The sequence below is a fragment of the Spirosoma sp. KCTC 42546 genome (assembly GCF_006965485.1).
GTDB lineage: Bacteria > Bacteroidota > Bacteroidia > Cytophagales > Spirosomataceae > Spirosoma.
The window spans coordinates 621,264-635,308 of sequence record NZ_CP041360.1; the positions used below are offsets into that span (position 1 = coordinate 621,264).

At 45.3% G+C, this 14,045-nt stretch carries 9 protein-coding genes; 8 read left to right on the forward strand and 1 reads right to left on the reverse strand.

Annotated elements, in window-relative coordinates; translation table 11 throughout:
- Window positions 1-156 precede the first annotated feature (156 nt).
- From EXU85_RS02720 to EXU85_RS02755, 8 genes are all read left to right on the forward strand, one after another.
- Window positions 157-1,518 carry a fucose isomerase gene (locus EXU85_RS02720; protein ID WP_246859408.1) on the forward strand — a complete coding sequence of 454 codons (1,362 nt, stop codon included), beginning with the start codon at window positions 157-159 and terminating at the stop codon, window positions 1,516-1,518.
- A 4-nt stretch (window positions 1,519-1,522) separates the two neighbouring features.
- Entirely contained in the window at window positions 1,523-3,145 is a 1,623-nt protein-coding gene (locus EXU85_RS02725) for a ribulokinase (RefSeq protein WP_142770600.1), read from the forward strand.
- Window positions 3,138-4,688 (forward strand): sodium:solute symporter, encoded by a 1,551-nt coding sequence (locus EXU85_RS02730; protein ID WP_142770601.1) that lies wholly within the window; start codon window positions 3,138-3,140, stop codon window positions 4,686-4,688. Before EXU85_RS02725 ends, EXU85_RS02730 begins: the two co-directional genes overlap by 8 nt.
- 5 nt (window positions 4,689-4,693) lie before the next feature.
- A complete protein-coding gene (locus EXU85_RS02735) occupies window positions 4,694-5,620 on the forward strand; it encodes a dihydrodipicolinate synthase family protein (RefSeq protein WP_142770602.1) in 927 nt (308 codons plus the stop codon).
- Between the two features lie 71 nt (window positions 5,621-5,691).
- Entirely contained in the window at window positions 5,692-8,742 is a 3,051-nt protein-coding gene (locus EXU85_RS02740) for a TonB-dependent receptor (protein ID WP_142770603.1), read from the forward strand.
- Between the two features lie 5 nt (window positions 8,743-8,747).
- Window positions 8,748-10,223: a RagB/SusD family nutrient uptake outer membrane protein gene (locus tag EXU85_RS02745; RefSeq protein ID WP_142770604.1), complete on the forward strand. Its 1,476-nt coding sequence runs from the start codon at window positions 8,748-8,750 to the stop codon at window positions 10,221-10,223.
- Between the two features lie 5 nt (window positions 10,224-10,228).
- The gene (locus tag EXU85_RS02750) at window positions 10,229-11,413 is read left to right on the forward strand and encodes a sialidase family protein (protein WP_142770605.1); all 1,185 of its coding nucleotides are present in this window, start codon (window positions 10,229-10,231) and stop codon (window positions 11,411-11,413) included.
- A gap of 95 nt (window positions 11,414-11,508) precedes the next feature.
- Window positions 11,509-12,834 (forward strand): DUF3748 domain-containing protein, encoded by a 1,326-nt coding sequence (locus EXU85_RS02755; protein WP_246859409.1) that lies wholly within the window; start codon window positions 11,509-11,511, stop codon window positions 12,832-12,834.
- A 674-nt stretch (window positions 12,835-13,508) separates the two neighbouring features.
- Here the strand turns inward: EXU85_RS02755 and EXU85_RS02765 are convergent.
- Window positions 13,509-14,039, reverse strand: coding sequence for a TspO/MBR family protein (locus EXU85_RS02765; RefSeq protein WP_142770606.1), 531 nt, complete (start codon window positions 14,037-14,039; stop codon window positions 13,509-13,511).
- Window positions 14,040-14,045 lie beyond the last annotated feature (6 nt).

Genomic DNA, 14,045 nt, shown 5'->3' on the forward strand with positions numbered 1-14,045 from the left:
AAGATGGAAGAAGACCTATCAGCAGCCTTCGGTAAACATGACTGGGAAATCAAAAGAGCTCACCCCTACAATGAGGAAAAAGGGCATGGCTTTATCGATTACCAGCACATCGGAATAAAGATCTTCAGAGGAATAGATAAAACGCGGCCGCTGATCGTGGCCGAGAGCGTATGGCAGTACAGTCATCACGTTTTGGCCGGACTTGTTTCACACGAAGGACCGATTTTGGTGGTGGCCAACTGGGACGGCACCTATCCTGGCCTTGTTGGCGCGCTTAATCTTACGGGTTCATTAACAAAAGCCGGGGTGAAGTACAGCTTCTTATGGAGCAAAGACTTTACCGATACGTTCTTCAAGGTAGGGCTAAAAGAATGGCTGGACACTGGTAGGGTTACCCATGATCTCTCTCATGTAAACCGATTTGATAGTACTCATGTAGAGGAGGATTATTTACTCATAGCTGAAAAACTAGCTGCACGCATTCAGGACGATAAAGTGATTATGGGCGTGTTTGACGAGGGCTGCATGGGAATGTTCAATGCCATCGTACCGGATGACTTGATGCATGCTCTTGGTATTTATAAGGAACGGTTAAGCCAATCCACTTTATACGCCAACATGCTGACCGTTTCGGATGCCGAAGCCAATGCCGTGCTGGATTGGATGCTGCAAAAAGGAATGAATTTTGTTTGGGGTACTGATCCAGCCAACGAACTGACCAAGGAGCAAACGCTGGAACAATGCAAAATGTACATTGCGGCTGTTCGGTTGGCTGCCGAATTTGGTTGCGATACGATCGGGATTCAGTACCAGCAAGGGCTGAAGGAACTTACAGCCGCGAGTGATCTGGCCGAAGGCCTGCTCAATAACACGGATCGCCCACCGGTTTTCGACACCAAAGGCAAAGAATTATATTCGACTGTAGCCCTGCCGCATTTTAATGAAGTAGATGAGTGTGCCGGTATTGACGGATACGTTACGTATCATCTATGGCGAGAACTTGGACTCGATGGCGATAATACCCTCCACGATTTACGCTACGGTGAAACCTTCACTATCGATGGCAAAGACGAGTTTGTATGGGTTTTTTTGATCTCGGGGGCCGCTCCCGCATCCCATTTTAAGGGGGGCTATGCCGGAGCAGACAGTATGCGTCAGCCACCAATGTTTTTCGGAAAGGGGGGCGGTACGCTGCGTGGTGTGAGCAGACCCGGAAAGATTGTATGGAGCCGGATCTATATTGACAATAACGAGCTTTGGTGTGATATAGGGACAGGTCGATGCGTGGCATTGCCCGAGACAGAAGTGGACCGTCTCTGGAAACTGACCGACCCACAATGGCCTGTTATGCATGGCGTTCTGGACGGCGTGAGCCGTGACCAGATGATGGCCAAACACAAGGCAAACCACATCCAGGTGGTTTATGTTGACGCAGACTTTGACGTGCGCAAAGCCGCAGAAATCAAGGCCGCTACGTTCGTGAATCTAGGAATCAGCGTGAATTTTTGCGGAATCTAAGCCTATGAAAAAGAAATTTGTCATAGGCCTGGACTTTGGTACGGATTCCGTTCGGGGATTGCTGCTCAACCCGGAAAATGGGGAAACGGTGGCAACCGGTATTTCATACTTTAACCGATGGAAAGCCGGGTTGTACTGCAATCCGAAAAAGGACCAATACCGTCAGCATCCGTTGGATTATATAGAGTCCATTGATGAGGTATTCAGCAAACTCTTTACCGTAGAAAGCGCGGCCAATGTGTTGGCTATTGGGACCAATACGACTGGCTCTACACCGGTAGCAGTCGATGTGAAATGTCGCCCTTTGGCCTTATCGGAGGAGTTTTCAGAAAACCCCAATGCCATGTTTGTCCTCTGGAAAGACCATAGTGCCAGTAGGGAAGCTGGGGAGATAAATGCGCTTTCAAAAAAATGGGCGGTGGATTACACTCAGTACAGCGGAGGAATATACTCGTCCGAATGGTTCTGGTCGAAAATTCTTCACATCAACCGAACGGACGAACGTGTATTCCAGAAAGCATATAGCTGGATGGAACAATCCGATTGGATTCCGGCCTATTTGTGTGGAACCGATGAACTAACTGCTGTAAAGAGAAACCGTTGTGCCGCTGGGCATAAGGCCATGTGGCATGAGGAGTTTGGAGGCTTGCCTTCTGCTGCGTTTCTGAACGCTTTAGACCCAACATTTGAAAAGCTGAGCAACCGGTTTTATACGGAAACCTATACATCCGATCAGGTCTTCGGCACGATTGCTCCCTATTTCACAGATAAGTTTGGGTTTAATCCGGACACAATCGTAACTGTTGGCGCTATTGACGCCCATCACGGAGCGGTAGGAGCAGGAATTACACCCTATACGCTGGTAAAAGTAATAGGAACGTCGACTTGCGACATGCTGGTGGTGCCAGCATCAGACCAGCTAGCGTTGGTTGAGGGTATTTGCGGCCAGGTAGATGGTTCCATTGATCCGGGGATGGTGGGTTTTGAAGCAGGACAGTCCGCCTTTGGCGATATCTTCAACTGGTTTAAAAAATTGTTACTGGAACCAACCCGCCTTATTATTGGCGATCAGTTGAGTACGGAACTGGCGACTAAACTCGATGATGACTTCTTTGACTTTGTAACTACTGAAGCCCGCCAACTACCGGTGACAGAGTCAGATCTGGTATTTACCGATTATCATAACGGAAGACGGACACCGGATGCTGATTTTGATCTTCACGCATCAGCGTACGGTTTTAGCCTCGCCACCCAGGCAGGTCACTTCTTCAAAGCGTTAGTGGAAGCCACAGCATTTGGGTCAAGAGCCATTTTGGAGCGTTTCAGGGCCTTCGGGGTTCCGATTGAGCAAGTAATAGCGACTGGTGGCATCCCCAATAAATCCCCCTATGTCGTGCAGGTTCTGGCTAATGTGATGGGCGTGAACATTCAGGTAGTCGATAGCGACCAGACCTGTGCGTTGGGCTCGACTATTTTTGCCGCTACTGCCTGTGGCATTTACCCCAGTTTTCAGGCGGCTAAAAAGACCATAGCGGCAACGATCGTAAAAACGTACAGCCCTGATCCTGAAAAGCAAAAAACGTATGAAATTCTGTATAGCCGATATAAAAAATTAGCCTATGACTAATTTACCCATATTGGATATTGCCATTATAATTGCCTATCTGATTGCAATGGTGTTGGTTGGCTTTTTCTTTTCCAGAAGAAACACTTCAGCCGATGAATTTACCCGGGCGGCCGGCCGGATTCCTGGCTGGGCAATCGGTATATCGATTTATGCTACCTTTCTGAGTTCAAACACCTTTCTCGGCGTTCCAGGTAAAGCGTTTGGTGGTAACTGGAATGCTTTTGTGTTTAGCCTTTCTATGCCGTTGGCAGCCTGGTTTGCCACGAAGTACTTTGTTCCATTTTACCGAAGTACCGGAGAAGTATCTGCCTACACCAATCTCGAAAAGCGATTCGGTACCTGGGCCAGAACCTATGTCGTGGTCTGTTTCTTATTCACTCAGTTAGCCCGGATCGGATCTATCTTTTTTGGCATTTCACTGACCTTACAGGCACTCACCGGGTATAGTATGGTGACAATCATGGTGATCACCGGCATCTGTATCGTCGTCTATACCGTCATGGGAGGTATTGAAGCCGTCATCTGGACCGAAGTCGTACAAGGTATATTGAAAACGCTGGGAGCAGTTATCATTATTTATCTGGTGGTAAATCAAGTGCCAGGGGGATTCAACGACATTCTTACCATGGGGTCGGCAACGAATAAATTCAGCCTTGGTACTACAGCGTTTGATTTTGTCCATTCGTCGTTCTGGGTGGTGCTGCTGTACGGTTTTTTTATCAATCTGAATAATTTCGGAATGGACCAGAACTATGTTCAGCGATACCACGCAGCCACCAGCGCAGCGGAAGCCAACAAGTCGGTATGGCTTTGTGTGTGGATTTATGTTCCGGTATCGCTCCTGTTTTTTAGCATAGGTACCTGTTTGTACACGTATTACATGCAAAACCCGGAGTTGCTCCGGAGCATTAAACTTCAGGCAGCTTCTGAGCAACTCAGTCTGGCAATAAACAAGCCGGAAGTAGTCCAATTGGCAGCCGCGATGAAGCCGTCAGATTATGCCGATAAAGTGATGCCGCACTTTATGGTGCATATGATTCCAACCGGTCTTTTAGGATTGATTGTCTCTGCCATTCTATCTGCGGCAATGAGTACGATAAGTTCCGGCATGAACGCTTCGGCTACCGTCTTCACCGAAGACATCTACAAGCGGTACGTTAACAGGAGTTCGACCGAAAAGAACAGTTTAAAAATTCTTTACATCGCCACGGTTGTAGTGGGGCTAATCGGTATGCTTTGCGGAATAGCGATGATAGGCGTTAAAAGCCTTTTAGATGTCTGGTGGACGCTTTCTGGAATATTTGCAGGAGGTATGTTAGGGCTCTTTTTGCTCGGTTTAATCAGCAAACAGGCTACGAATAAAGACGCGCTGACGGGTACACTAATCGGCATTCTGGTTATTGGCTGGATGAGCCTTTCTTACCTCATACCGGATCAATACGGTTTTTTACGATTTCCGCTGCACGCTAATATGATTATTGTAGTGGGTACTTTATCGATTTTCCTCACGGGTAGTATCTCGCAAAAATTAAGAAGATTATAAACGATATGACGACTAAAAAATTTGTACCGGTCATGCTCACCCCATTTGAGGATGGAAATGCGATTGACTACACCATTCTGGAGGACCTGATTGAGTTCTACCTCAAAGCAGGCGCGGGCGGTCTTTTTGCCAATTGCCTGTCGAGTGAAATGTATCATCTTTCCAGAGAAGAAATGTTGGCTTCCGTATCGTTCATCGTGCAGAAAGTCAATGGTAGAGTCCCCATAGTCGCTACAGGTACCTTCCCGGACACGCTGGATAACCAGGCTGCATTTGTAAAAGAAATGTACCATACAGGAGTCGACAGTGTGATTGTTATTACAAGCTTGCTGGCCGAAGAAACGGAATCTGAAGATGTGTTTGAAGCCCGTGTCAATCAATTGCTTGCATTAACGGACGATATTCCCCTTGGGTTTTATGAATGTCCTGTACCCTATAAACGGATCTTAAGGTCCGATTTTCTGGGGGAATTAGTCAGGACAGGACGTATCAACTATCACAAAGACACGTCTTTAAATATAAACAGCGTGCGGGCTAAGATTGCGGCAAGTAAAGACGCTGAGGACTTTGCCCTATACGATGCTTACATGGGGCATGCGGTCGATTCGATGAAAGCCGATGCGGCAGGTTTATCCTGTATTCAGGGAAATTATTTTCCTGAGCTAATTGTCTGGTTGTGCAATCATTACGGTGATGACTCCGAAGAAGTAGACAAAGTGCAGCAGTTTTTTGCTCAAAACATGAGTGTCATGCATGATACCTATCCCGCCAGCGCGAAATATATTCTCGAAAAACGAGGATTAGGCATCACCCAAATTTGCCGCAACGGGAGTGAGCTAAAGAACACAGCCGATTACGATAAGCTGGACACGCTGTACTGTCAATTCAATGCATTGGCACAGGAGATAAAGTTAAACATGGTAAGCCTATGAACAACAAAACGTGATTTAGCAAAAAACAGTAACCAATTCCTAAACAGAATCACCTTATCTAATGTAAAACCATGAATCGAAATCGGATCAAATTTCGGCTGGCAGGGTTAATGCTGTTGTTTTCAATAACGGCCTTAGCGCAAAATGTAATTACCGGAAAGGTAATTGATGCCAACACCAGAGAGCCTCTGCCCGGAGCCACGGTTATACTTAACGGTACTAACCTGGCAACCACCACGAATTCAGAAGGTGCGTATAGTCTTACCGTTCCCGATCTGAAAGGCAAAATTTATGTGAGCTATGTCGGTTTTTTAACCAAAGAGATTGAGCTTCTAAATCGAAAAAATATAGATATAGAGCTTGAGCCAAAGGCCTCGTTATTAGATGATGTCGTTGTCATCGGCTATGGAACTGCCAAAAAGAGTGATATAACCGGAGCCGTTGCGAGCGTAACCGAAAAAGATTTCAACAAAGGAGTCAATGTTTCGGCCGAACAGCTGATAGCGGGAAAAGTAGCGGGAGTTCAGATTGTTCAGAGTAGCGGAGAACCCGGCGGTGGAATTAACGTGAACATCAGGGGAATGGGATCGCTTAATGCCGGAAATTCACCACTGTACGTAGTGGATGGCTTTCCAATCGATAACTCATCAACGGTAAGCGGCACCGGAGCCAATTTTACCGGAATGCGTACCGCAAGAAACCCATTAAACTCGATTAACCCTGGCGATATTGCCTCCATAGAGGTCCTGAAAGATGCTTCAGCGACGGCCATTTACGGATCGAGAGGAGCAAACGGGGTGGTTTTGATTACGACCAAACGAGGTAAAGACGGCGGCCTAAAAGTCAGTTATGATGCCTACTATGGGATTCAGAACATCATGCATGATATTGACCTGTTGAGCCCTGGCGACTACAAGACCGTCATGAACAGTTTAATCGACGCAGGAGCTGGAAGCGCTACTTCAAAGATTGGCGATTTTTCGGGCGGAACTGATTGGTTAACGTTAATGTACCGCAAAAATGCACCGATTCAAAGTCACAACATTTCTTTTTCAGGCGGAAATAAATCCACTAAATATTACACATCACTGAATTACTTCAATCAGGATGGCGTCCTGATTAACTCAGGCAATAAACGATACAGTGCCAGAGTCAATCTTGAGCATACCAACAAGAATTTTACAGTGGGCACAAACATTACGTCGTCTTATGTTGCTGATTCCTACGTGGCTAACGGGATGGATCTGAACGAACGAGCGGGAATCATTTATGCAGCTATCGCCTATGAGCCTACACTTTCCGTTTTCGATCAGGACAACAACTATGTGCTGTCAAAGAACATGAACATTGATAACCCACTCGCCATAGCCAATGGAAAGACGTCGACGTCAAATCTTTACCGGACCTTAGGAACTGTGTATGGCGAAGTTAAATTCCTGACGGATTTTACCGCCCGCTTAAACCTGGGCGCTGACATAACCTCGCAACGTCGGGATACGTATGTAGATAGACAAACCATAGAAGGCAGAGCAAACGGCGGAATTGCCAGCGTTTTATCCGGAACAAACAGTAGCCTTTTGTCTGAATTGACACTGAACTACAGAAAACGGTTTGGCAACCAGGATATGAATATTCTTCTTGGGACTACTGGTCAACAATTTAACTTTAATGATCAGACATCTCAGGCAAGTGGTTTTCCTTCGGATGCAACCAAAACAGACAACCTTAGCCTGGGCGATCCGACTCGTTTCATTGCGACCAGCAGCCGGTCAAGAAACAGCTTGCTGTCTTATCTGGGTAGAGTAAACTACAATATCGCCGAGAAATATTTGCTGACGGCCTCCTTACGAGTGGACGGTTCGTCTCGCTTCGGTGAAAACAACAAGTATGGCGTATTTCCTTCCTTTGCTTTTGCCTGGCGGCTTGAAAATGAGGAGTTTATTAAAAATATTAACGCCATTACATCATTAAAATTAAGGTCCAGTTGGGGACAAACAGGCAACCAGGCTATAGGCAATTATCAGTCGATAACTACCTATACAACTGGGCAAAAAGCGGTTATCGGGAATCAGCAGGTCAGTACCACCACGCCGAATAGGGTACCAAACCCTGATCTGAAATGGGAAACGTCAGAGCAACTAAACTTCGGACTCGACTTTGGTTTCCGTGGTAATAGAATCACGGGTAGCCTTGACTGGTTTACCAAAACCACGCGCGATATGCTCCTGGACCTGCCTATCCCACGTACGACCGGGTTTACTACGATGATGACTAACGTCGGATCTGTCAGAAACAGTGGATTTGAAGTATTGGTCAACAGCGTCAACCTGACTGGCTCGCTGAAATGGGAAACCGCGCTCAACATGACCTGGCTTAACAACAAAGTAACCGACCTGGGTGGTATTACGAATATTTTTACCGGAAGTGCAGGTGGCACCAGTAACGTCGCTATTATTAAGGAAGGACTACCTATGTACTCCTTCTATGGCTATGTCGTAGACGGTATCTGGCAGCAAGGCGATGATTTAACCGCCACAAAAGACGTGGTGAAACCGGGCGATTTCAAGTACCGGGATTTAAACGGCGACAAGATTGTCAATGCCGATGACCGTCAGGTAATAGGCAATCCATTTCCTAGCTTTATGGCTTCACTGACGAATAATTTTAGCTACAAGGGTTTCAATCTTAACATTTTCGTGGATGGGGTATGGGGCTCAAAAATGCTGAACAATAACCTGGTCGATACGTATTTCCCGGCCAACCTGCTGAGAAACCGGTTAGCAGCCCCCTTGCTAAACCGCTGGACCCCGTCAAACCCGTCAACCGTTTACCCATCATTTATCAATCCGCTGGGACAGGGGAAGAAAGAGGTGAACACGTATACGGTTGAGAGTACCGATTTCCTCAGACTTAATACAGTAAAATTAGGCTATGATTTTGCCGTCAAAAAATCGGCGGTGAAAGGTTTGGGCGTTTTTGTTACTGGGCAAAATCTAGCTATGTGGACCAATTACAAAGGATATGACCCATCCATAAATCCTAACGGCGGAGGAGTCAGAATCGATTGGAATGCATTTCCAACGGCCAGAACTATCCTATTCGGCGTAAACCTAAATCTTTGAAAATCATGGAAAAGAACATAAGATATATTTTGCTGGGCGTATTCGTGTCAGCAACCCTATTCCTGACCGGCTGCAAGGAGTATTTGAAAGAAGAGGTTTTTTCTCAACTGGCTCCTGAAAACTATCTGAAAACAAAAGAAGGACTAACGTCGGTTCTGTATGAAACCTATGCCAAAGCTGCGAATATGAATAGCAACAATTCTATTTATGTGCTTGGTCCTCAAGAATTTATGACGGATATTTTATATCAGAGTGGCGATAATGTGGAGGCTACCATACGGAACTACCGAGAATTTACCTGGGACCCGAACATGGACTTTCTCATACAGAATTGGGATTCCTATTATCAGTGTATAAGAAATGCCAATATTTTGCTTGAAAACATTCCGAGTTCAAACCTGTCGACCGCTGAAAAGTCCCTCTACGAAGCCGAAGCCCGTTTTCTAAGAGCAGTAAGTTACTATAAACTGTATTTCTTTTTTGGTACGGTACCGTTACGAACCAGCACGTCGCAGGAACTGAGTTTACCAAGAGCTTCTGACGATGAGATCAAACAGTTTATAACGACAGAACTGAAGTTTGCCCTCGAAAACTTACCCACTCCGGGCGCGGAAGCTCAGAAATATAGAGCTCACAAAGCCGCAGCTTCTGGCTACCTAATGAAATTCTATCTCAATACCAAGAACTGGACCGACGCAAGTGCTATCTCTGCCCAGTTTTTGAGCTCATTTAAAAATTACTCTTTATATGCCCAGTATAAGGATTTGTTCAAAGTCGAAAGTGAAAACAATCCTGAATACATCTGGGTAAGGCCAGCCATCGCTTCTTCTGATCGGGTAACGGCCAATAGCTGGAGTAATGTTTCGTTTCCTGATAACTTCAAATCAGCGCCTGAAGTAGGACTTACGTTTAAATCCACGTGGCTCAACTGGCCAAATGAATTCCGGATTTACGACAAATTCTACAGTACGTTTGAAGCCGCTGATAAACGAAAAGAGTTGATGATTACTTATTATACGAATACCTCCGATCAGCGAGTTGAGCTGCGCGGCAGCGATAACATCCGCTCATTCAAATATTGGCCTGACCCAAACAATGTGGGGGCTGCCCATGGCAATGATATTCCCGAAATAAGGTTGGCCGACATCATCCTGTCGCGTGCCGAAGCACTCAATGAACTGAACGGACCTACTGAAGAAGCTCTTCAACTGGTTAACCAAGTCAGAGCCAGAGCTGGCCTCTCAGGACTGAAGCTGGAAAACGTTCTTACAAAAGAAGCCTTCCGGGAAATGATCCTGCTGGAAAGAGGGCACGAATTTTACAATGAAGGGCATAGACGAATGGATCTTATACGCACAGGAAAGTTCATTTCAGACGCCCAGGCCAGAGGCAAAAATGCTCAGCCATTTCATCTGTTGTTTCCTATCCCACAGGTTGTAATTGATTCAGATCCGGCAATTAAACAAAACCCGAATTATTGAAACGGATGAAAACTATAAAAAGTAAAGTAGTGCTCCTGTTTTGGCTGTTGGCCGGTTGGTTTGTAGGGCTGGCTCAAACAGTTCCGGGTACTATCGTTTGTTACGAACCTAGTTCATCTCAACGATATATTGGTTCTCCAAGTTTAGCGACACTGCCGAACGGGGACTATGTAGCTTCCCACGATTTTTTCGGACCAAAAAGTTCTGAATGGCAGCAGGCTGCCTCCCGCATATATACGTCTAATAACAAAGGAAAAACCTGGCGTTATTTAGCCGAAATCAGGGGGGCATTCTGGAGTTCATTGTTCGTTCATAAAGGCGAACTGTATCTTTTAGGGCCGGATAGGCACCATGGCACCGTTCTCATACGAAAGTCAGTTGACGGAGGAAAAACCTGGACTGAACCAACGAATAAAGAAAACGGGGTGCTCCTTACCGGCGAGTTCCACTGTGCGCCCATGCCTGTGGTAGTATACAATGGTCGACTCTGGAGACCGATGGAAACGGCACATGGACCTATATTGGAATGGGGCAAACGATACGGTGCAATGGTCATGTCAGCGCCTGTAGATGCGGACCTCATGAATTCAAAATCCTGGCAAACCAGTGCCCCTATTTTGTATGACAGCACATTTAATAAGGGTGATTTTGCCGGGTGGCTGGAAGGTAACTTTGTGGTTGATAAAGACCAGAAAATGTGGGATATGCTCAGAGTGGCCAACAAAAAGTCGCCTGATGAGAAAGCGGCCATGGTATCAATAGCCGCCGACGGTAAAACGCTTTCCTTTGATCCTAATTCCGGTTTCATACCGTTTGACGGCGGTAGTAAAAAGTTTGTGATAAAGTACGATACACTCAGTAAAAAATATTGGACCCTGGCCAATGCAATTCCCGATAAATACCGGAAGCAGTTTCCCGAGCGTAACCCATCTGGCTTCCGGAATGTCCTGATGCTGAAAAGCTCCACGGATTTAAAAAAATGGGAGGATGTAAAGGTTATCCTGGAACACGAAGATGTCATTAATCACGGATTCCAGTATGTAGACTGGTCATTTGAAGGGAATGATATTATTGTTCTTTCCCGAACTGCCTATTTCGATGGGAATTCCAATGCGAAGAACAATCATGATGCTAATTATTTGACATTCCATAGAATAGCAGACTTTAGAAAAATCAGAAGCAAAATTTAAAAGTTGACGCTGAGATAACTAGACGATTCCTACCTGTTGTACATGAGCGATGCAACAGGTAGGACTTTCAAACGTAGCTAATCAGGAAAGGAAAAATGCGTATTCTGTTGAAATGGCTTTGGCTTATCACTCTTGTTTTGTTAAATAGTTGTATGACATTAACTAGTAGTAGCCTGACAGTTTTGTCAGCAGGTCACACGTTGCACCACAATGGTGTGTTTTCGAAAGATGGACAATGGATTGTTTTTGATGGCAGGAATGATGATACTAAAATTGGAGAAAATTCAACCATAGGTATCGTAAACGTCAAAACCGGCGAAGAAAAGATCATTTACAAAACCTCCAACCAGACCATTTATGGACCGGGTGTAGGAGCAGTATCTTTTAGTCCGGTGGATAATAGAGTAATTTTTATTCATGGATTGTCTGATGCGAATGCTGGCAAACCATATGCCATGTCCCGAAGAACCGGTGTCGGCATTGATATTAACTCTCCGTACAGCCCGTTCTACTATGATGCCAGAGACATACATTTTCCTTATACGCCCGGCTCACTCCGGGGCGGAACGCATTCTCACTGCTGGAGCGGTGACGGAAAATTCATAAGTTTTACGTATAACGATGAATTAATAGAGCCAAACCTGCGAATGGTGGGAATCATGCTCCCATTCTCTCCAGGAGTTAAAGTAGATTCTGCCAAAGGAAACAATGATGGAATAATGTATTCATCGATTGTAACGACTGTATTGAGTAATCCTAAGCCTGGTTCTGACGAAATTAATAAGGCGTTTGACGAGTGTTGGATAGGGCAAAACGGATACACACGGCAATCAGGAGCGCATATGCCATATGCTATTGCTTTTCAGGGCAACGTTTTAAACAAAGAAGGCAAACAAATCACAGAGGTTTTCATTGTCGATATTGATCCGGAGAAGATTTTAATGGATTTTGCTGCCGTTGGAAAAGCTGGAGAAGGTCCTCGTGTACCAAAAGGTATACACCAAAGACGGCTTACTTATTCTGAAAAAGGGCTTTCGGATACCCGGCATTGGTTGCGTTCAAGCCCTGATGGGAAATTTATTTACGCGTTGGCGAAGGGCCAGAATGAGTATAGTCAACTTGTTGAAATTGAGGGAAATACAGGGAATTTGAGGTTTTTGACCAATAATAATTTTTCCATTGACTACTCTTTTAATCTGAATAAAGAAGGCAACAAGATAGCGTATGTGGCTCAAAATTCTGTTTATCTTTTCGATCTGATAAAAGGGGTTTCTACAAAACTTACCAGCAGCGAGAACGGAAAAATCATAGGCGCTCCTTCTTTTTCCCCTCGTGATCATTTATTGGTTTTCAATCAATATAGTAAAGACCGAAACGGAAACGATTTTTTGCAAATTCGAAAGATTGGTCTGCCTGAATAAACCGATTCTTCTCAATTACTTAGTCCGTTTGTCTTAAAGAAGGGTTCCCCGAACGTAGATTGTGTATACTCCATTTGGTGAGTGTATGTGACAGATAGCATTGGACAGCTATTAAAATTTTCGCACGGGGTCTCGATCCGAATCGGAGGGTTTCGTAAACGAATTTTCTGATTATAAAATGCTAACTAACGTCTTGACGATTAGTAAATTGACTTGTTCAATAAATATAGAACAACTGCCTTTTACTTGACAGATCTGAAAATGACTTATGCAATGATTCGCTTTAGTAATTGCACCCTATAAGATATATTCTCCATCTACCGCTTCGATTAGGCTGGGGACCGCTGAACAGTTAAGAACGTGTTTGGGAATTGAAAGGAACCGGTAGCGGGGATCAACTTTGTGGTCGCCAAACTACAGAGCCATGACTCCCGGCCTGAGTCAGCCAGGGGATTTGCACCGATTGCCGAGCGTTGGTTGTCGAACGGAGCATCAGTTGGACAACCAACGCTCGGCTAGTGAAAGACTACGAGCACACCGTATCATCTTCGGTTAACTGGTTGTATTTAGCCAATATACAAATCATGTTGAAGCGAATTCAGCACAAGAACCAAACCTAATTCCCCAATACACTCTAACAAGTTTACAGGTTTATGTTTATGCGCTTAAGTGTTTTACGGGTTGGACAGCCATAACAAAATTTTAAATAAGGCCGTTATAGGCATCCAGAGAATCAAGGGCAACAAATAGTAAAAAGCCGTTCGGGAGTACCTGGAAAAAAGCCATCCCAGTAGTACCGCCGTCAGAATGCCGTTTATGTCCATAAAGGTCATGATGGCAGGATTTCCCTTCGATACATTGGCAATGGGTAGAAACATGAAGTTTGTCAATAAGACAGACAGGTAGAAAATCATGGCCCCCCGAATGTCGTACTCATCTCGTTTTAACCAGATATGCCCCGCTGCTAAACCCATGGTAGGGTAAAGAATAAACCAAACCACCCAAAACAACCACTGAGGTGGATAAAGGCCTGGCAACTTGTAGGTGTGATCGAATGGGAACAGCGAAAAGCTGAGATAGGCCGTCAGCATGCCTACAACCAACGTACCGATTGCAAAGAAAGCCAGCACATACCACGGTTTACTTCCGGTTCCCGACATAGTCGGTGCACTGCCCTGTGGTTGAACAAATGATGTCGTTTTCATGACTAC

Bases quoted from the DNA above. Each gene is read 5' to 3' on its own strand.
- EXU85_RS02725 (WP_142770600.1), top strand. From the start codon at position 1,523: ATGAAAAAGAAATTTGTCATAGGCCTGGACTTTGGTACGGATTCCGTT.
- EXU85_RS02730 (WP_142770601.1), top strand. From the start codon at position 3,138: ATGACTAATTTACCCATATTGGATATTGCCATTATAATTGCCTATCTG.
- EXU85_RS02735 (WP_142770602.1), top strand. From the start codon at position 4,694: ATGACGACTAAAAAATTTGTACCGGTCATGCTCACCCCATTTGAGGAT.
- EXU85_RS02740 (WP_142770603.1), top strand. From the start codon at position 5,692: ATGAATCGAAATCGGATCAAATTTCGGCTGGCAGGGTTAATGCTGTTG.
- EXU85_RS02745 (WP_142770604.1), top strand. From the start codon at position 8,748: ATGGAAAAGAACATAAGATATATTTTGCTGGGCGTATTCGTGTCAGCA.
- EXU85_RS02750 (WP_142770605.1), top strand. From the start codon at position 10,229: ATGAAAACTATAAAAAGTAAAGTAGTGCTCCTGTTTTGGCTGTTGGCC.
- EXU85_RS02755 (WP_246859409.1), top strand. From the start codon at position 11,509: ATGCGTATTCTGTTGAAATGGCTTTGGCTTATCACTCTTGTTTTGTTA.
- EXU85_RS02765 (WP_142770606.1), bottom strand. From the start codon at position 14,039: ATGAAAACGACATCATTTGTTCAACCACAGGGCAGTGCACCGACTATG.